Origin of the sequence: Xanthomonas bonasiae (genome assembly GCF_014836395.1) — a bacterium.
GTDB classification, from domain to species: Bacteria; Pseudomonadota; Gammaproteobacteria; order Xanthomonadales; family Xanthomonadaceae; genus Xanthomonas_A; species Xanthomonas_A bonasiae.
Genome location: NZ_JACSQX010000005.1, coordinates 166,760 through 186,134, shown reverse-complemented (window position 1 = coordinate 186,134; position 19,375 = coordinate 166,760). Strand labels below are relative to the sequence as shown.

Annotated in this window: 17 protein-coding genes; 12 read left to right on the top strand and 5 right to left on the bottom strand. The window is 68.2% G+C overall.

Annotated elements, in window-relative coordinates; all coding sequences use genetic code 11:
• Positions 1-126: 126 nt before the first annotated feature.
• Both H9658_RS09685 and H9658_RS09680 read right to left on the bottom strand, forming a co-directional pair.
• A complete protein-coding gene (locus H9658_RS09685) occupies positions 127-873 on the bottom strand; it encodes a response regulator transcription factor (protein ID WP_191825189.1) in 747 nt (248 codons plus the stop codon).
• A gap of 267 nt (positions 874-1,140) precedes the next feature.
• Entirely contained in the window at positions 1,141-1,329 is a 189-nt protein-coding gene (locus tag H9658_RS09680; RefSeq protein ID WP_191825188.1) for a hypothetical protein, read from the bottom strand.
• A gap of 414 nt (positions 1,330-1,743) precedes the next feature.
• Between H9658_RS09680 and H9658_RS09675 the strand changes: the two genes are divergently transcribed.
• On the top strand, positions 1,744-2,499 hold the full coding sequence (locus tag H9658_RS09675) for a nuclear transport factor 2 family protein (protein ID WP_191825187.1): 756 nt from the start codon (positions 1,744-1,746) through the stop codon (positions 2,497-2,499).
• 30 nt (positions 2,500-2,529) lie between these two features.
• Here the strand turns inward: H9658_RS09675 and H9658_RS09670 are convergent, their stop codons facing one another.
• Positions 2,530-3,000, bottom strand: a complete 471-nt coding sequence (locus H9658_RS09670; RefSeq protein WP_191825186.1) for a hypothetical protein — start codon at positions 2,998-3,000, stop codon at positions 2,530-2,532.
• Between the two features lie 431 nt (positions 3,001-3,431).
• On the opposite strand from H9658_RS09670, the gene H9658_RS09665 reads away from it, so the two are divergent.
• The 6 genes from H9658_RS09665 (at position 3,432) to H9658_RS09640 (ending at position 12,573) form a co-directional block, all read left to right on the top strand.
• Complete coding sequence (locus H9658_RS09665; protein ID WP_191825185.1) at positions 3,432-4,286, top strand: IclR family transcriptional regulator; 855 nt, start codon at positions 3,432-3,434, stop codon at positions 4,284-4,286.
• Between the two features lie 103 nt (positions 4,287-4,389).
• Positions 4,390-5,787, top strand: a complete 1,398-nt coding sequence (locus H9658_RS09660) for an MFS transporter (RefSeq protein WP_225209866.1) — start codon at positions 4,390-4,392, stop codon at positions 5,785-5,787.
• A 114-nt stretch (positions 5,788-5,901) separates the two neighbouring features.
• A complete protein-coding gene (locus H9658_RS09655; protein WP_191825183.1) occupies positions 5,902-6,831 on the top strand; it encodes a dihydrodipicolinate synthase family protein in 930 nt (309 codons plus the stop codon).
• A 281-nt stretch (positions 6,832-7,112) separates the two neighbouring features.
• Complete coding sequence (locus tag H9658_RS09650) at positions 7,113-8,408, top strand: carbohydrate porin (protein WP_191825182.1); 1,296 nt, start codon at positions 7,113-7,115, stop codon at positions 8,406-8,408.
• Between the two features lie 290 nt (positions 8,409-8,698).
• The gene (locus H9658_RS09645) at positions 8,699-9,403 is read left to right on the top strand and encodes a TetR/AcrR family transcriptional regulator (RefSeq protein WP_191825181.1); all 705 of its coding nucleotides are present in this window, start codon (positions 8,699-8,701) and stop codon (positions 9,401-9,403) included.
• Positions 9,400-12,573 carry a bifunctional cytochrome P450/NADPH--P450 reductase gene (locus H9658_RS09640; protein ID WP_191825180.1) on the top strand — a complete coding sequence of 1,058 codons (3,174 nt, stop codon included), beginning with the start codon at positions 9,400-9,402 and terminating at the stop codon, positions 12,571-12,573. The genes H9658_RS09645 and H9658_RS09640 overlap by 4 nt, the downstream gene beginning before the upstream one ends.
• 319 nt (positions 12,574-12,892) lie before the next feature.
• Here H9658_RS09640 and H9658_RS09635 read toward each other — a convergent pair whose 3' ends face one another.
• Positions 12,893-13,048 carry a hypothetical protein gene (locus H9658_RS09635; RefSeq protein WP_179567562.1) on the bottom strand — a complete coding sequence of 52 codons (156 nt, stop codon included), beginning with the start codon at positions 13,046-13,048 and terminating at the stop codon, positions 12,893-12,895.
• Positions 13,049-13,327: 279 nt separating this feature from the next.
• On the opposite strand from H9658_RS09635, the gene H9658_RS09630 reads away from it, so the two are divergent.
• From H9658_RS09630 to H9658_RS09610, 5 genes are all read left to right on the top strand, one after another.
• A complete protein-coding gene (locus H9658_RS09630) occupies positions 13,328-13,807 on the top strand; it encodes a VOC family protein (RefSeq protein ID WP_179567564.1) in 480 nt (159 codons plus the stop codon).
• A gap of 400 nt (positions 13,808-14,207) precedes the next feature.
• On the top strand, positions 14,208-15,725 hold the full coding sequence (locus H9658_RS09625; RefSeq protein ID WP_191825179.1) for an FAD-dependent monooxygenase: 1,518 nt from the start codon (positions 14,208-14,210) through the stop codon (positions 15,723-15,725).
• Positions 15,726-15,737: 12 nt separating this feature from the next.
• Complete coding sequence (locus H9658_RS09620) at positions 15,738-16,379, top strand: TetR/AcrR family transcriptional regulator (protein WP_191825178.1); 642 nt, start codon at positions 15,738-15,740, stop codon at positions 16,377-16,379.
• 125 nt (positions 16,380-16,504) lie between these two features.
• Positions 16,505-17,446: an MBL fold metallo-hydrolase gene (locus tag H9658_RS09615; protein WP_318241279.1), complete on the top strand. Its 942-nt coding sequence runs from the start codon at positions 16,505-16,507 to the stop codon at positions 17,444-17,446.
• Between the two features lie 249 nt (positions 17,447-17,695).
• The gene (locus H9658_RS09610) at positions 17,696-18,547 is read left to right on the top strand and encodes an AraC family transcriptional regulator (RefSeq protein WP_191825176.1); all 852 of its coding nucleotides are present in this window, start codon (positions 17,696-17,698) and stop codon (positions 18,545-18,547) included.
• Positions 18,548-18,552: 5 nt separating this feature from the next.
• On the opposite strand, the gene H9658_RS09605 is transcribed toward H9658_RS09610, so the two are convergent.
• Positions 18,553-19,176: a Fur family transcriptional regulator gene (locus H9658_RS09605; RefSeq protein WP_191825175.1), complete on the bottom strand. Its 624-nt coding sequence runs from the start codon at positions 19,174-19,176 to the stop codon at positions 18,553-18,555.
• Positions 19,177-19,375 lie beyond the last annotated feature (199 nt).

Sequence of the window (19,375 nt, the reverse complement as noted above, 5' to 3'; positions counted from 1 at the left end):
AGATGCGGCCCATGGCCGCACTGTGACGGAAGGCGGCGCGCTGGCATGGCGGGTGAAACGCGCAATCTGTCTACCGATCGCGTGGCGTCGGCTCCGCGCGCGATGCGGATGCGGATGCGGCGAAGACTAGGCGTTGTCGCCCAGCAGATATCCCTGCCCGCGCACCGCACGCAGCGGCAGCGTCGCGGCGGTGGCCGCGGTCACCCGTGCGCGCAGGCGATGCACCAGCACCTCCAGGCGGTGCGGATCGAAGTCCCACGGCGCGTCGGTGACCGCCGCGATCAGCGTGTCGCGGTCCACCGGCGCGCCGCGTTGCGCGAACAGCGCCTTCAGCAGGCCGCGTTCGGCCTCGGTCAGCGCCAGCGTGCGCTGCGCTGGCGAGGACAGCGTCCAGCCGTCGTCGCTCAAGCGCCATTCCTGCGCCGGCAACGCCTCCGGCGATGCGGCAGGCTGCAAGCGCCGACGCAGATTGGCCAGTGCGGCGATCAGCAGTTCCACATCCAGCGGCTTGACCAGGTAGATGTCCGCGCCTTGCAGCAAGCCGCGGGTCATGTCGGGATTGGCGCCGCGGCCGGTGAGCATCACGATGCCCGCCTGCGGCGCGATCTGCCGCAGATAGCGCGCCACCGAATAACCGTCCTCGCCCGGCAGCCCGACATCCAGCACCACCAGATCGCAAACATGGCCGAGCAGATGTCGGTACAGCGTTTCGGCGCTGCCGAAGCCGAGCACCTGCGCGCCCTCGTGGCCCAGCTCGTCGACGATGATCGCGCACAGTTCGGCGTCGTCCTCGACCACCGCGATGCGCACACCGTCCAATACAGGCCTTGGCCTGCTTTCCGCGTCGAAGGGCTGCGGTGCATCGTTTTTCATCGCAGCTTTTCCCCGCTCTCGCACATGCCCCAAAGCGGCAGCGACTCTCTAAGATGAAGCATGCAGGCTACATGCCCGCGGATTCCGCTCCAGGCCAGCAGATGCATAAGCGCCTTCAGCCCTACGCGACGGAACGTCCACGCGAAATGCAACCGAAGTCGCATGCGCACGGATGAACGCGGCAATCCGCGTGCCCCATCCGCCAGACGGGGCACGGTCGCGACATGCATGCCATATGCAGTCGCGAGAGCAGTTGCCGCGCTGCTCCTATCCCACGAAATGGATATCTGCTTCCGCGCCTATGACATTTTTACAGCGGCTGCTTAAGCACGGGAAAATATATGCCACTGGCGATGACGCGCGCAGGCCGTCAGATTCACCACTTGCATCGGCCCGATCCGTTGCCAGACAAAACGCCATTCCCAACATCAGCGTAAATGCGGTCGCCAGCTTCATGCGTCAGCCCCTGCTGTGATAGTAATCCCCCACAGAAGAATAGCGCAGTCGGCGCGGCGTGCACATAGCGCTTCAGCGGACCGCAGTCAGAGCCTGCTTTCAACATCATCCATTTCGAGGTCTTCGATCTACCGAGGCTCTACGCCCTCTGACTCCATCGCCTGCATCGCGATCATGTTCAAATGTCATTTGGGTCAGCGCGGGTCTGTTGATTGCAAAACAATTATTTCCATCGAACCTATCCAGGCACCTGAAGGACGACCTTAGACGTCGATCATTCGCGGCAGAAACGGCGCCATGCCGTCTCCGCAGCGATTGTGCGAAACCTCTACGGCCATCCGTGCACATGACTTGATGCACGCGCGACCGGCGCGGAAGTGCGCTGCAATCGTGGTCCTGCTGCAGGAGCCCGCCATGCGCTTTCGCCACCTTGTCCTGTGCGTGCTGCTGAGCCTGAGCGGCGCCGCAACCGCGGCCGACGACGACGCAGCGGCGGTGCGCGCCGCCGATGCGCGCTACTGGCAGGCCTACAACGCCTGCGACATGCGTGCGATGGGCGAGCTGCTCACCGACGACGTGGAGTTCTACCACGACAGGACCGGCCTCACCGCGTCCAGGCCCGCGGTGCTGCAATCCCTGCGCAACGGCCCCTGCGCCGACCCGGCGATGCACCTGCGCCGCGAGGCCGTCGCCGATAGCCTGCAGTTCCATCCGCTGGCCGGCGGCTTCGCGCTGCTGTCGGGCACGCACCGCTTCTACGTGCAGCGCGACGGCAAGCCCGAGCAGTTGGACGGCCAGGCCGAGTTCACCAATCTCTGGCAAGCGGTCGACGGCCACTGGCGCATGCGCCGCATCTACAGCTATGCGCACGGCGCGGTGGCGTACGTAGCGCCCACCACGCACCTGACGTTGGCGCCCGACGTCCTGGCCGGCTACGCCGGCACCTATCTCGGCCAGAAGGTCGGCGACATCCGCGTCGCCGTGGAAGGCGACCATCTGAAGCTCACGGCCGGCGCGTTGGTCGTCACCCTGCGCGCCGAATCGCCGACGCGCTTCTTCGCCGAGGAACGCGACCTGCGCTTCGTGTTCGCGCCGGCAGCGGATGGACGCATGCACCAGCTGAGCGTGTACGAGAACGGCGCCATCGTCGAGACCGCAACCGCGCAGTGAGGCAGCGGCGGCGGCCTCGCGTGCTGCGGTTCAACGCCGATGCAGCACGGACACCTCGATGAAATCGGCGGTGCTGCGTTTCAGATAGACCCGATAGGTGCCTTGTCCGGCAATCGGCACATCGAAGCCGTCGCCCGGCGACAGCCCCGCGCGCTCGACCGGCGCACCCTCGCGCGGCGTCGCCCGCAACCGTGTCCTCCCGCCATCGCCGCCGCGCGTCGCATTGGTCACCGTCAGCGCGCCCTCCCATAGGACGCGGCTGTCGCCCGGCAACAGGCTGAACTCGATCGAGGGCGAACTGGCCGCCGGCTTGCACGCGGCGGCCTGCGCTTCGGCCAAACGCCGCTCCAGCGGCTTGACCTCCACGTACTGCACGCATCCGTAAGTGCCGCCGACCAGCACCAGCACCGCCGACACCTCGGCGGCGGCGCGCTTGAACGACAGCGTCTGCCACCATTTCTGCGCAGGCGGTTGCGGCGGCTGACGGTTCGTTCGGGCCATGCACGCCACGCTATCGGCGCCGCGTTCGCTTGTCTGTTAGCACGGCTTGCGCCGCAATCCGCAGACGCGTCCGTCTACACGGCGCTCCGCAGTCATCTCGCATCGATCGAAGGACGGCAGGACCGGCGGAGGGTCGAGCGCCGACACGGCATGGCGAAACCGCTCGATCGGGCATGGCGCCGATCGCCATCGGAATGGCCTTGGCCAGCATCGTCGCGCGCCGCGCGGTCGCATTGCCGCCACCACCCGCATCCGCGGCTGTGCCGCGCCCACCACGCATGTTGCGGCGCAACTTGACGCGGCAAGGGCGCTGGCAGAATCTTGGCACGTACTTTCGAAATAATTTTCGCAATCCGAAAACCGCTTGTCAAGCGACACCAGCCAGCCGGTTCGGCAAGCTGGCGACGCACGACAGCCACCAGGACATGCCGATGACCAAGACCATCCCCCCAGGCGCGTTGGACGCCGCCGCCGAGGACAGCGGCGACGCAGCGGACAAGAAGCTGCGCAGCACCGTGCAATCGCTGGCGAAGGGGTTCCGGGTGCTCGAAGCGTTTTCCTCCGAACACGAGGAACTGTCGCTGAGCCAGATCGCGGCGCTGGCCAGGCTCGATCCGGGGACCACGTTCCGCATGCTCAACACGCTGGTCGAGCTGGGCTACGTGAATCGCCTTCCGGAAAGCCGCCGCTTCCGCCTGACCCTGAAAGTGCTGGACCTCGGCTTCCACGCCATCGCCCGCCGCGACCTGCGCAGCGTGGTGCGGCCGTTGCTGCGCGCGCTGGTCAGCGACGTCAACGAAGCGGCCAGCTTCGCGGTGCTGCAGGGTCCCGACGTGCTCTACATCGAACGGGTGCGTGCCGGCATCACCCGGCTGGGCGTGGACATCCGCATCGGCACCACCGTGCCCAGCACCCGCACCGCGATCGGCCTGGCCATGCTCGCGCATCTGTCGCCGGCGGAAGTGACGCGGGTGACCGGAGTGAACGTGCACGCGCCGCACGCGCCGGAGATCGTCGCCATGCTCGGCACCTTCGACCGCATTCGCCGCGACAACTACGTGATCCTCGATTCGATGCTGACCGAGGGATTGCGCGTGCTGGCGGTGCCGGTGCTGGATGCCGACGCCTATCCGCTCGGCGCGATCAGCGTGGCCGCGCCGTCGGTGCGCACCAGCCACGACGAACTGCTCAACACCGCCCTCCAACCCACCCTGCTCGCGGCTAAGGACATCGCCTTCGCGATCCAGGCCAGCGGGAGCGTCGCCGTGACCGCACCCAGCACCTGACCGTCCGGGCGCCCGCCCGGTCCCCTGCAATCCGACCGCTTCGTGGACGCTCCGGCGCCCGCGCCGGGTTCTTCTTGTCCTGCGAGAGGCAGCAACGATGCTCATGCCCACCACCACCGCCAACGCCGCCACCGCCCGTTCGCTGCCGCCCGCCGAGGCGCAGGCGGAAATCGGCGCCCGGCTCGAACGCCTGCCCATCACCCGCCAGGTCTGGTGGGCGCGCAACATCGTCGGCGCCGCCACCTTCTTCGACGGCTACACGGTGATCGCCATCGCCTACGCGATGCCGGTGCTGGCCAAGGAGTGGAACCTGTCGCCGGCGCAGATCGGCATGATCCTGTCGGCCGGCTACCTGGGCCAGTTGCTCGGCTCGGTGTTCTTCGGCTGGCTGGCCGAGCGCATCGGCCGCCTGCACGTGCTGCTGTTCACCATCCTGCTGTTCGTGTCGATGGACGTGGCCTGCCTGTTCGCCGGCGGCGCCGCGGCGATGATGGCGTTCCGCTTCATCCAGGGCATCGGCACCGGCGGCGAAGTGCCGGTGGCCAGCGCCTACATCAACGAACTGATCGGCTCGAAGAAGCGCGGCCGCTTCTTCCTGCTGTACGAAGTGATGTTCCTGCTGGGCCTGGTCGCCGCCGGCGGCATCGGCTACTTCATGGTGCCGACCTACGGCTGGAAGGCGATGTTCATGGTCGGGCTGATCCCGGCGCTGGTCATGATCCCGCTGCGCTTCTTCATGTTCGAATCGCCACGCTGGCTGGCGTCCAAGGGCCGTTACGACAAGGCCGACGCGATCGTGTCCGACCTCGAGCGCAGCGCCGAGCGCCGCCACGGCCCGCTGCCGGCGCCGGTGTTCGACCGCAACGCGCTGCCCAAGGCGCAGCGCTCGGACTGGCGCGAATTGTTCGGCAGCGTCTATCTCAAGCGCACGCTGGTGATCTGGTGCCTGTGGTTCTGCTCCTACCTGGTGGCCAACGGCCTCATCACCTGGTTGCCGACGCTGTACCGTCAGCATTTCGGGCTGTCGTTGCAGCAGAGCATCGCCTACGGCTTCCTCACCTCGCTGGCCGGCGTCGCCGCCGCGGTGGTGTGCGCGCTGTCGATCGACCGGGTCGGACGCAAGCGCTGGTACGTCGTCGCCTTCGCCGCGGGCAGCATCCCGTTGCTGGCGCTGGCGATGCTGGGCGGCACCTCGGCGCTGCAGGTGCTGGTGTTCGCCGCGCTGGGCTATGCCGCGGTGCAGACCATCACCTTCTCGCTGTATCTGTATTCGGCCGAGCTCTATCCCACCCGCATCCGCGCCATCGGCACCGGCGTGGGCAGCGCCTGGCTGCGCCTGGGCTCGGCCAGCGGCCCGCTGGTGGTCGGCGCGGTCATCGCCGGCATCGGCCTGCGCTACGTGTTCGTCGCCTTCGCCGCGGTGCTGCTGGCCGGCGCGGCGGTGACGCTGCTGTGCGCGCTGGAAACCAAGGGCAAATCGCTGGAAGAACTCTCGCCCTGAGCCCGGCGCCGGCCGCGGCGGCGCAGGCCGCCGCGCGCCTTCGCTTCGTACCACCCCACGTCGGACCCCGCGTTCGACTCCATCCCCCGTTGACCCGAAGAAGAGGAAAACAGCATGAGCAACATCGACCTGAAAGGCCTGGTTCCCGCGCCCGTCACCCCGTTCACCCGCGACGGCGCCGTCGACTATCCCGCGATCAAGCGCATCGGCAAGTGGCTGGGCGGCATCGAGGGCGTCAAGGGCCTGACCGTGCTCGGCCACGCCGGCGAAGGCACCTTCCTGGAGCGCGACGAGCAGGCCAAGGTGATCGAGGCGTTCCGCGACGCCGTCGACGCCCGCATTCCGATCATCGCCGGCATCACCCTGGAAGGCACCCGGGTGGCCGCCGACGAAGCCAAGCGCGCGGTCGCCGCCGGCGCCTCGGCGGGCCTGATCTATCCCTCGCACGGCTGGCTGCGCTTCGGCTACCAGAAGGGCGCGCCGCAGGATCGCTACAAGGCCATCCACGAAGCCAGCGGCCTGCCGATGATCCTGTTCCAGTACCCGGACGTGACCAAGGCCACCTACAACGTGGAAACGCTGCTGGAGATCGCCGCGCTGCCGGGCGTGATCGCGATGAAGAACGGCGTGCGCAACATGAAGCGCTGGGACACCGAGATCCCGGTGTTCCGCAAGGAGCGTCCGAACGTGCCGGTGCTGACCTGCCACGACGAATACCTGCTGCACACCATGTTCGACGTGGACGGTGCGCTGGTGGGCTACGGCTGCATCGCCCCGGAGCCGCTGATCGAGATGATCGCCGCCGGCAAGGCCAAGGACTACGCCAAGGCGCGCGCGCTGCACGACCGCCTGCTGCCGGTGACCAAGAGCGTCTATCACCGCGGCTCGCACATGGAAGGCTCGGTCGCGCTGAAGTGGGCGCTGGCCGCACGCGGCCTGCTCGATCACGCCACCGTGCGTTCGCCGCTGCTGCCGCTGGCCGAAGGCGCCGACAAGGAAATCGCCGACGCGATGGCCGCCGCCGGCCTCGGCAAGGTGGCCTGACCCGACGGATTCCATCCAGTCCGATGGGCCGCGCAGTGGCGCGGCCCATCCGCTGCGCCGATGGCTCGCGGATCGGCGCCGCGCACCGCGTTTTGTTCTATCACCGCGTCTTTTGCCGGTCCCCCCACAGATCTGCGCACAGGCCGTGTCCGTCGCCGACGGACGCGACGCTGTCTTGCGGCTCCACGACCGGAAGGTGTCTCCCCTTCGCGCACTGCCGCGACGCCGCGCACCTGCCGCGCACGTCCAGCGGGCGCATCGTCTCGTCCGTGGAGCGTCCCATGCCCCGAACCCTCTCTTTTGTCTCGTTGCTGGCGACCGCTGCCCTTCCCGCCACCGCCATGGCCGCCGATACCGATGGATGGCTGGACGAACACGGCATCGCGCCGCGCTTCGTCTGGTCCAACGACTATGCGCGCAACGCCGATGGCGGCCTGTCGCGCGGCGATCGCAATGCCGGCGGCGTGGTCGCCGGTGCCGACCTGGATCTGCAGCGCCTGTTCGGCATTCCCGGCGCCACCCTGCACGTCACCGGCGCCTGGTACTACGGCGACAGCCTGTCGCAGCGCCAGATCGGCAACGGGGTCAAGGTGCAGGGCTACTGGTACCAGCAGCAGCAAGCGCAACTGGCGCAGCTGACCTGGGAACAGGCGTTCGCCGACGGCCGTTGGCAACTCGTCGCCGGGCGCATGAACACCACCTGGCAATTCGCGCGCAGCCGCTACGGTTGCCGCTTCGTCGGCGCATCGGATTGCCCGTTCCAGCTGAGCCAGGCCGATGGCGGCTTCGTCGGCTTTCCCTACGTCAACTGGGGCGCGAAGCTGCGCTACAAGCCCGATGCGCGCTATGTCTCGATCGGCGCGTTCGAACTCAATCCGCAGCGCAAGAACAACGACGGCCTGGACTGGAGCACCGCCGACAGCAGCGGCGTGCTCGGCACCCTGGAAGTCGGCTACGAGCCCGACCCCGCGCTGGGCCGGGGCGCACCGCGCTACGTGGCCGGCGTCTGGTACAACTCGGCCGACTACAGCGACCTGCGCTACAACCGGAGCGGCGGATTGCGCGGCCTGGTCGGCGGGCAGGCGCGCATGTACGACGGCGGTCGCTGGGGCACCTACGTGATGGGCGAACGCGCGCTCTACCGGCCGCAGGGCATGGCCGGCAAGCGCATGCTGGTCGCGTTCGGCAACATCGCCGCGCCGCTGGATGCGCGCCAGGTGTACGACCTGCAGGTCACCGCCGGCCTGTACTACAGCGGCCCGTTCGCCTCGCGGCCCGGCGACGGATTCGGTGCGGTCGCCAACTACTACCGCTTCAGCGCCGACCAGCAGGGCTACATGAACGACCTGCTGCGCAAGCGCGGCGCCGCGCCGGACATCTCGCGCAACGAGACCATCTTCGAACTCAACTACAGCTATCGCGTCGCGCAGTTGCCGCTGTCGCTGGTTCCGAACGTCCAGTACATCGTCAATCCCGACATCCTGGGCAATACCGCCGCGCGCCGCGCGCCGGACAACGCGCTGGTGATCGGCCTGCGGGTGATGGTCAACATCGGCGGGCTGGGCACCCCGAAGTGAAGCGCATGCGGGCCGCACCGCGATAGCGGCAGGCGCTGCGGCTTGCAGCGCTTGCACGGCCGCGCGCCCACCAGGCTGCATGCCGATCGGGCCGCGCCTGCGGCACGGATGGACACGCATTTCGCCGCAGTTCGCGCCACGGCGCACCGTCCGCTTCTCGGGCAGGAACGCGGCGATGCCGCGCCTGCGCCAGCAGCCGCGCAAACGCTCTGCCTGCTGAACGGCCAAGTTGCAAAGGCCGCCGACTGCCATTAAATGTACAACTGAACATTTACGCAGGAACGCCGACCATGGCGACAAAGCCATCCCCGCGCCCCCGCGGCCGCCCGGGCAAGGATCAGGCCGACGGCCGCCAGGCACTGCTGGCGGCGGCCACCGCCAGCTTCGCCCGGTACGGCTTCGAGCGGGCCGATATCCGCACCATCGCCGCCGCCGCAGGGGTGAGCCCGAGCCTGGTGCGCGTGCATTTCGGCAGCAAGGCCGAGCTGTGGAACGCCTGCGTGAACCAGCTCGCGCAGGACGTCGTCCCGCGCCTCGACGCCATGGCAACGCTGACCCGCCACGACCAGCGCCCGCTGCACGAGCGGCTGACGGACGCCATCCTGATCATGGCCGCCTTCTACGAGGCCAATCCCGCGGTCCGCGACTTCGTCGCGCGCGTGGTGTCGGAACGCCCAGAGCGCGCCACCGTCGTCGCCGAACGCCTGCTGCGTCCCTCCTACGAGGCCGGCCATGCGCTGATCCTTGCCGGCATCGAAGCCGGCATCGTGAAGGCGACGCATCCGGCGCTGTTCTTCGTCCTGCTCAACAGCATGCTGAGCCAGCCGCCGGAGTTCCCGCAGCTGCTGGCGCGGCTGGCCCCGGAGATCGCGGCCGGCGAGGCGCGGGCGCGGCTGGTCGACACCGTCCTCGCCACCCTGCTGCATCCCCCGCATCGCGACACCGGTCGCGCGCCGGTCGCGCCACTGCACGCTCCCCAGGAAGGCACCCCATGACGCAGACCATCCCGCAACCGCGTTCGCTGCCGCTGCTCGGCAATTTCCACCATCTCGATGGCGATGCGCCGGTGCAGAGCCTGATGCGGCTGGCCAAGGTGCACGGCCCAATCTTTCGCCTGAACAGCGGACCGCTGTCGCTGACCGTGCTGAGCGGACAGGACCTGGTGGACGAGGTCTGCGACGAAACCCGCTTCGAGAAGAAGTTGCACCGTCCGCTGCAGACGTTGCGCGACCTCGGCGGCGACGGCCTGTTCACCGCCTACAACGACGAACCCAACTGGGCCAAGGCGCACCGGCTGCTGATGCCCGCGTTCGGCCCGATCGGCGTGCGCGCGATGTTCGGGCGCATGGAGGACATCGCCGAACAGATGCTGCAGCGCTGGGAGCGGTTCGGCCCGGACGCGGTGATCGACGTGGCCGACAACATGACCCGGCTGACGCTCGACACGATCGCGTTGTGCGCCTTCGACTACCGCTTCAACAGCTTCTACCAGAACGAGATGCACCCCTTCGTCGCGGCGATGGTGGGCGCGTTGGCCGAGGCCGGATCGCGCGCGCGCCGGCCCGACATCGCCAACCGCCTGCTCGCGCCCGGCCGGCGCCGCTACGAGGCCGACCTGGCGATGATCCGCGGCGTCGCCGACACCTTGATCGCCGAGCGCCGGGCCGACCCGAACGCGGCCGCGCGCGACGACCTGCTCAACCTGATGCTGTACGGACGCGACCAGGCGACCGGCGAGGCGCTGTCGGACGAGAACATCCGCTACCAGATGGTGACCTTCCTGATCGCCGGCCACGAGACCACCAGCGGCCTGCTGTCGTTCGCGCTGTATCTGCTGCTGCGCCACCCGGCGGCGATGGCGCGCGCGCGCCAGGCGGTGGACGCCGCGCTGGGCACGCAGCCGCCGCAGGTCGAGGACCTGGCCAGACTGCGCTACATCGAGCAGATCCTGCAGGAAACCCTGCGGCTGTGGCCGACCGCCCCGGCGTTCGCGGTCGCGGCGCGCGAGGCGACCACGCTGGCCGGCCGCTATGCGGTGACGCCGCAGGACACCCTGCTCGTGCTGATTCCCACCCTGCACCGGGATCCGAAGGTGTGGGAGGATCCGGAGGCCTTCCGGCCGGAGCGCTTCGCGCCCGACGCGGCCGAACGGCTCCCGCCCAATGCCTGGAAGCCGTTCGGCAACGGCGCGCGCGCCTGCATCGGGCGCGGCTTCGCGATGCAGGAGGCGCAGCTGGTGCTGAGCATGATCCTGCAACGTTTCGACCTGGACCAGGTCGATCCGAACTACCAGCTCGACGTCGCGGAAACCCTGACGCTGAAGCCGGACGGCTTCCGCATCCGCGCGCGCCGGCGCGACGACCTCGCCCTGCGCCGCCGCAGCGCGGTGCCGTCCGCACCGCAGAAAGTCCTGGCGCCGGCCACCACGCCGGCCCCCGCCAGCACGGCAGCGGGGACGCCGCTGCTGGTGCTGTACGGCGGCAATTCCGGCTCGTGCGAGGCGTTCGCGCAGCGCATCGGCGGCGACGCCGCCGCGCAGGGCTATGCGCCGGTGGTCGCGCCGCTGGACGACCATGTCGGCCGCCTGCCGCGCGACCGCGCGGTGGTGGTGGTCGCCTCGTCCTACGAAGGCCAGCCACCGGACAATGCGCGCCGCTTCCTCGCGTGGGTGGAAGCGCTGGCCCCCGGCGATCTGGCCGGCGTGCGCTACGCCGTGTTCGGATCCGGCAACCGGCAATGGGCGCGCACCTACCAGGCGATTCCGAAACGGGTCGATGCCGCGCTGGAGGCGGCCGGTGCCGCACGCGTCAGACCCCGCGGCGAAACCGATGCCGGCGGCGATTTCTTCGGCGGCTTCGACGCCTGGTACGCCGGGCTGTGGCCGGACCTCGGCCAGGCGCTGGGCAAGGCGACGCAGGAGCACACCGCGCAGGCGCTGGAGGTGCAGATCGTGCCGGCCGCACGGCTCGGCGCGCTGCGGCTGACCGAACTGGACCACGGGCGCATCGTCGACAATCGCGAACTGGTCGACATGTCCGCGCCGTTCGCGCGCTCCAAGCGCCACATCGAGATCGCCCTGCCCGAGGGCATGCGCTACCGCACCGGCGACTACCTCGCGGTGCTGCCGCGCAACCCCGCCGCGCAGGTCGAGCGCGTGCTGCGGCGCTTCGGCCTGGCCAGCGATACCCAGGTCATCATCGGCCAGCGGCCTGGTGCCGCATCCGGCCTGCCCAGCGGCTATCCGGTCGCGCTGGCGCAGGTGCTCGCCGACTACGTGGAACTGGCGCAACCGGCCACGCGCGCGCAGGTCGCGCAACTGGCCGCCGCCACGCGCTGCCCGCCCGATCGCGCCGCACTGGAAACGCTGGCCGCCGAGCCGGCCTATACCGACGAGGTGCTCGCCAGGAAGACCAGCCTGCTCGATCTGCTGGAGCGCTTCCCCGCCTGCGAACTGGCGCTGGGCGCGTTTCTCGGCGCGCTTCCGGCCATGCGCGCGCGGCAATATTCCATTTCCTCCTCGCCGCTGCGCGACCCGGCGCAGTGTTCGCTGACCGTGGCCGTGCTCGACACGCCGGCGCTGTCGGGGATCGGGCGACGCCGCGGCGTGGCCTCCACCTATCTGGCAGGTCTCGAAGCGGGCGCGCTGGTGTCGGTCGCGGTGCGGCCTTCGCAGGCGAGCTTCCACCCGCCGGAAGATCCGGCCACGCCGATCATCCTGGTCTGCGCCGGCAGCGGCATCGCCCCGTTCCATGGCTTCCTGCAGGAGCGCGCGATCCAGAAGGCGGGCGGGCGCGAGGTCGGCGACGCCCTGCTGTTCTTCGGCATCGACCATCCCGACGTCGACTGCCTGTACAAGGACGAATTGCAACGCTGGCAGGACATGGGCGTGGTCGATGTCCGCCTGGCCTTCTCGCAGGCGCCGCAGGACGGCGTGGCCTATGTCCAGCACCGCATGTGGCAGGACCGCGAGCGCGTATCGGCGCTGTTCCAGCAAGGCGCCACCGTGTTCGTGTGCGGCGACGGCGAGCACATGGCGCCGGCGGTGCGCGACACCTTCGTGCGCATCTACCAAGACAGCATGGGCGTCAGCGCCGAGGACGCCAACGCCTGGGCCGACCGTATCGAACGCGAGCACGGCCGCTACGTGGCGGACATTTTCTCGTGACGGCGAGGACGGCCAGGGTCGCCTGGCGGACAGCAACGGAGGCTGCCGCACACGGCTGTGCTCGTGCGGGCAGCATGGCTTACGGCATGCGCTGACGGCGTTCGTTCGGGACAGCGTGCGCACCCGACATCGCCTTGTGCGATGGTCAACGCGACGCCGAGCCAGGATGGATTCCCCCACGCGCGCGGCGCGCGCGATCAGCGTGGCGTTCTCACATCCGATTGCAGGCGGGAAAACCGCAGGAACAGCGGCATTCGGAGTGCCGCGTCGCGACAGGACGCTCGCGGCAGCGTGCCATGCGCACGCCGCCCATGCAACGCTACTTCTTCAGCGACGCATCGTCGCCGGACTTCGTCGCGGCTGCGTCCTTGGCCGGGCGGTCGCGATTCTTCTTGGCCCGGGTGACGAGATAGAAGGCCGATCCGACGAACAGGATGAACAGTCCGGCGACCCATGGCATCAGCGTGGTGTCCATGCAAAGCTCCGTGTGGTTGTGCGGCCTCTAAAACACCACACCGCAGGTGAAGGGCTTGCTAGCCCGTGCCCGCCTCGACGGTGCCCGCGCCGGCCCGCATGCGCCATGCTGCCGTGCGACATGCCTTCCGGCGCCATCCGTCGCCTAATCGTGCCGTAGCATCCAGCGGCACGTGCCCGCAGCGTTTCGCGTCGCAGCACATGCGCGCCACGGCTGTCCCTTATCGCGCAGCGGCCACGCCATTCGATGCGGTATCCCTGTCCATTCAGGAGAGTCCAGATGATCAGCAAGAACACCATTTGCCTCTGGTTCGACGGCACCGCGCTGGAGGCCGCAACGTTCTACGCCGAGACCTTTCCCGACAGTGCGGTAAAGGCGGTGCACCACGCGCCCGGCGACTACCCCGCAGGCAAGCAGGGCGACGTGCTGACGGTCGAGTTCAGCGTGCTCGGCATCCCCTGCCTCGGCCTCAATGCCGGCCCTGCGTTCCCGCATAGCCAGGCGTTCTCGTTCCAGGTGGCGACCGACGACCAGGCCGAGACCGACCGCCTGTGGAACGCCATCGTCGGCAACGGCGGCCAGGAAAACGCCTGCGGCTGGTGCAAGGACAAGTGGGGCGTGTCGTGGCAGATCACCCCGCGTGTACTGACCGCCGCGGTCACCGATCCCGATCCGGCGGTGGCCAGGCGCGCGTTCGAGGCGATGATGGGCATGATCAAGATCGACATCGCCGCGATCGAAGCCGCACGGCGCGGCTGAGCCCGCCTGTGGCCCGCGATCCGGTCCGCCGCCGCGAACGACGCTCGTCTCCCGCCACCATCTCGTAGCTGGTGCTGCGTCCCCCGCCAGGGATCTGCGCAGCACGCCACGCTGCGCCCGTTCCGCGATGCCGCGCAATGCGGTGTCGCTGTCGCATTCGGCCAGCGCCGCCACTTGCCGGTGATCAGAAGCCGCCGAACAGGCGAGGCCATGGCCGTACGCACGATCGCCGCATTTTCTGCGGACATGGAACGCCGTCATCGCCGCATCGGCACAAGCAGGCTCCGATTTGCGTCGCTTTGGGAAGACGTCATGCGTCCGCCCAGCGGCCGTTGCTTGACTCCCAGACCTGGGCCTGCAATAAATGACCCTCTGGTCATTTATATCGAGGAAGCATGCCATGGCCGAAGTACTGATCGTGGGCGCCGGTCCTACCGGACTCACTCTGGCGTTGTGGCTGACCCGGCAGGGGGTGGGCGTGCGCCTCATCGACAAGAGCGCCGGCCCGGGCGAGACCTCGCGTGCCATGGCAGTGCAGGCGCGCACCCTCGAGCTGTACCGCCAGGTGGGCATTGCGGACGCGGTCGTCGCCGCCGGCCATCGCACCCCGGCGATGAACCTGTGGGCGCGCGGCAAGCGCCGCGCGCGGATCGCGCTGCAGGATTCCGCGGCGGGCATCTCGCCCTACCCCTTCGTGCTGGTGTACCCGCAGGACCAGCACGAGCGCCTGCTGATCGCCCAACTCCAGTCGCTGGGCGTCGCCGTCGAGCGCAACACCGAACTGCTCTCCTTCGATGACCACGGCGATCGCGTCGCCGCGCGCCTGCGCCTGCCCGACGGCAGCGAGCAGGCCGCGGAGGTGCGCTATCTGGCGGCCTGCGACGGCGCACGCTCGCCGGTGCGTCATCAACTCGGCATCGGTTTCGAAGGCGGCACCTACAGGCAGGTGTTCTATGTCGCCGACGTGGAACTCGGCGGCCTGCAGTCGATGGACGAAGCGCATATCGCACTCGGCGACGGCGATTTCATCCTCGTGCTGGCCTACAGCAAGACCGGGCACTACCGGCTGATCGGCACCGTGCGCGACGAGCGCGCCGACCGGGCGGAGAGCCTGACCTTCGGCGACGTCAGCCAGGACGCCATCCGCAATCTCGGCGTGCGCATCGACCAGGTCAACTGGTTCTCGACCTATCGCGTGCACCATCGCGTCGCCGACAGCTTCCGCCACGGCCGTGTGTTCCTGCTCGGCGATGCCGCGCACGTCCACAGCCCGGTCGGCGGCCAGGGCATGAACACCGGCATCCTCGATGCCATCAACCTGTCCTGGAAACTCGCCGACGTGCTCGAGGGCCGCGCGTCCGACGCCGTGCTCGACAGCTACGCCGCCGAACGGCAGGCGTTCGCGCGCAGCCTGGTCAATACCACCGACCGCGCCTTCACCCTGGTCACCGCCGAAGGCAGCGTCGCCGGTTTCGTCAGGACCTACATCGCCCCGACCCTGGCCAGCCTGGCCTACCGGCTGCGCAACGTCAGCGAGCTGATGTTCCGCACCGTGTCGCAGACGATGCTGCACTATCGGGACAGCCCGTTGAGCGCCGGCAGGGCCGGCGCCGTCGAAGGCGGCGATCGCCTGCCGTGGGTGCAGACCGCCGACGCCGACAACTACGCGCCCTTGCCGCAGATCGGCTGGCAGTTGCACGTTTACGGCAGCGCGCCGCCCGAGCTGGATGCTTGGTGCGACGCCCGCAACATCGTCCTGCGCGTCTTCGCATGGCAGCCCGAACATCACGCTGCCGGCTTCGCGCAGGACGCGGCCTATCTGCTGCGCCCCGACGGCTATGTCGCCTTCGCCGCGGCCGATGCATCACTCACGGCGCTGGATGCGTATCGTGTGTCCCACGGATACAGCCTGCACTAGCATCGAGACCGCATGACGCAACCGACGACACCCAAATGGAAACGCCGCAAGGACGAGCGCCCTGCGGAGATCCTGAGCGCCGCGCTCGACGCCTTCGCCGAGAACGGCTTTGCCGAGACCAAGCTGGCGGACGTGGCCAAACGCGCGGGCGTGGCGAAAGGCACGCTGTACCTGTACTTCGACAACAAGCAGGACCTGTTCGCCGCGGTCGTGCGCCATGGGCTGCTGACCAACCTCGCCCCGATCGAGGCCGCCGCCGCCACCTTCGAAGGCGGGCTCGCCGAACTCACCACCCTGCTGCTGACGCGCGCCGCCGAGCGCATGGGCGACCAACGCCTGCCCGCGATCGTGCGCATGGTGATCGGCGAGAGCCGCGCGTTTCCGGAACTGGCCCGCATCTGGCACGCCGAAGCCATCGACCGGGTGATGTCCACCGTCGCCGGCATCATCGAAAAAGCCCAGGCGCGCGGTGCGGCCCCCGCCGGCGACCCCAAGCTCTACGTGCTGTCGATCATGGGGCCGATGATGATGGCGATGCTGTTCCACCAGGTCTTCGGCAGCGACAGCGCGCACGCGCCGGATCTCGGCGCGCTGGCCGAACAGCATGGGCGGTTGCTGTTGCACGGAATCGAGCCGAGAGCCGGTGTCGGATAAGCCGAAGTAGGGCTTCCCGCCCCCTTCCTCGCCGCTCTGCCTGCGCCATCCCCCCCTTCGCACCGATCACCTTTCCGATGAAAAACCCCTACTACAGCGGCCCCGTCAGCGACCACTTCGACGGGGTGCGCTTCTTCAATCCAGGCCAGCCGACCATCGACAACTCGTTGGCAAACGTGCTGCGCTGGAAAGCCGCCATGGGCGCGGTGCGCTGGCCCGCGCAGGTAGCGGTGACGCCCACCGTTCCTGCGCAGCGGAGCGATCGCATCCGCGTCACCATGGTCGGCCATGCCACGCTGCTGATCCAGATGGCCGGCATCAACCTGCTCACCGACCCGGTCTGGTCGCAGCGCGCAAGCCCTTCGCAGATCGCCGGCCCCAAGCGGGTCACGGCACTGGGTGTGAAGTTCTCTGACCTGCCGCCGATCGATGCGGTCCTGCTGAGCCACAACCACTACGATCACTTCGACATCGCGACCTTGCGCAAGCTGCATCGCGCGCATCGCCCGCTGTTCGTGATGCCGCTGGGCAACGACCTCCTGCTGCGCAACAGCGTTCCCGATGCACGGATCGCAACCGGCGACTGGCACGATCGGCTGCCGATCGGCGACACCGCGGCAATGACCCTCACCCGCGCCAACCACTGGTCGAGCCGCGGCGTGCGCGACCGCAGGATGGCGCTGTGGTGCGGCTTCTTCATCCAGACCGCGCGCGGTTCCGTCTGGTTCGCCGGCGATACCGGCTACGGCGATGGCGCCATCTTTCGCGAGATCCGCGCCAGGCACGGCGCACCCGATGTGGCCTTGATCCCCATCGGCGCCTACGCGCCGCGCTGGTTCATGGCGCCCCAGCACATCGACCCCGCCGAAGCCGTGCGCATTTTCCAGGACACCGGCGCCCGCCATGCCTTGGGCATTCACTGGGGCGCCTTCCAACTCACCGACGAAGGCCGCGAGGAGCCGCGCGAAGCGCTGTCGGACGCGCTACGCCTGGAAGGCGTTGCCGCTGCCAGCTTCGTCGCCGCCGAGCCCGGGCAGGTTTTCGACTTCGACGATCCTGCGGCGTAGCGCTGCGCACCTGCCGTTTCCTCGTCAATCGATCTGGCGAAGCGGCTTCTTCCCAGGCCGCAACTTCAGTACCCGAACGCCGTGTGCGTCACCCCAGTCAGGAGGAGCCAGGCCCCGAACGCAAGGAATGGTCAGCATGGCTGATCGCACCTTGTCTGCGGAGCAGCTAGACTTAATTGAGCAAGCTAGCGATTATATTTTCCGATTAGGCCAAAGCCTCCTTTTCCATCCGAGGCTCTGCGAGACAACATGTCGAGCATCGCAATCACCGATCTAACTGTGCCCAGGGACGTCGACAGCGTCTCGCGGCCCGTTGTGGCCTTGAGCGCCACATGGGTAACAAAGGACTGGGAAAATGCGAGGCATCAGCACCGCAAGGCGCAGCTGATCTACTCCGTACGCGGCATCCTCAATTGCGAAATCGAAGACGGCGTCTGGATCGTGCCGCCGCAGTGCGCCATCTGGATACCGGGAGATTTGCCGCACGCGGCGCGGGGGGCGGGCGAAACGGAATGCTATTGCCTGTTCGTCGAGCCAGACGCCGCACCGGATCTTCCGAAGACCTGTTGCACGATCTCGGTATCGCCATTGCTGCGCGAGTTGCTGCTGAAGGTGGCCGGTTTTCCGGAGCTATACGCGCTTGGGGGACGGGAAGAGCGGTTGATTGCCGCATTACTCGACGAATTGGTGGCAGCACCGGTGGAAGACCTGCATCTGCCCATGCCGCGCGACACGCGATTGCGCCGCCTCGCGGAAATGATGCTGGCCGATCCCACCGACAAAACCTCGAAGGCCGATTGGGCTGTTCGCATCGGCATGAGCGAGCGAAGCATGAGCCGTCTTCTGCTGCACGAAATCGGAATGAGCTTCGGACGCTGGCGCCGGCAGCTGCATGTGATCCTTGCGCTGCAACGTTTGACCAAGGGTGAAAGCGTGCAAACGGTGGCATTGGAGCTGGGGTACGAAAACGCCAGCGGGTTCGTCACCATGTTCCGCAAGGCCGTGGGCAAGCCTCCGGCACGCTACCTCTCCGATCGCATGAGCGGCGCCGAGCTTGCTTCCGTGCCCGGCATCATGCTCCCCGATGAAACCTCGCCCTGACTGGATCAGGCCGTCCTGGCCCGGGACCACCGACCGCCCTCCATCGCCTGCCGTCCTTCCTTGCGCAGTGGCCGACATTGCGCACACGTCGTGGTGATGGTGAAGACCGACTCCTCGTCGAGAGCGAAGCCCTGCCCGGATGCCAGAGACCGCAGGTGTTCATGCAACGCCAGGTCTTCGATGAAAACCAGCCGCGCGCCGCACTGGCAGCGCAGCGTGTCGTGCTGGTCGTTCAGCGCTTCCGGCCTGATGGCATAGAACGCGCGCCCACGTGCGCCTTCGGTGCGAACCAACAACCCAGCGGTCCATAGATCGTTCAGCGCCCGGTAGACCGATCCCGGCGCGAGGCTGTCGGATTGCGTGCTGAGGATGCGATACATCTGGCTGGCATCGAGACAGCTCGGTGTCGCCTGCTCCAGCACGTTCAGGACGCTGGTACGAGCGATCGTCGGTCGCAGCCGGCTCGTCGCCAACCGTTGTTCCTGAGACGACGTCGGCGATGCGGTCGCGGGATCGGCTGCTGCGGTGCGCTTCATCATGCGTTTGCCTGACGGCAGGTTCTTGCGACCGATGGAGGCCGGCCACAGCCAGCCCAAGGCGCGGATCGTCGGAACCGGCAATAGCGGCATGGCGTGGTGTCCAGCGCCACTGCTGCGGGCGATGCGCCAGGCATCGGGACCACGACGAGGCCGACGCCGCTTGTGGCAGTGGGTTTGGCACGGGAGACGGCGGCGGTACTCATGTGCTCTCAACGACTACCGGGGTAAGAGGCGCGCTTGGCCGACTGCATCGTCACCATACAAAGACGAAGGGGGGACATAGGGGATT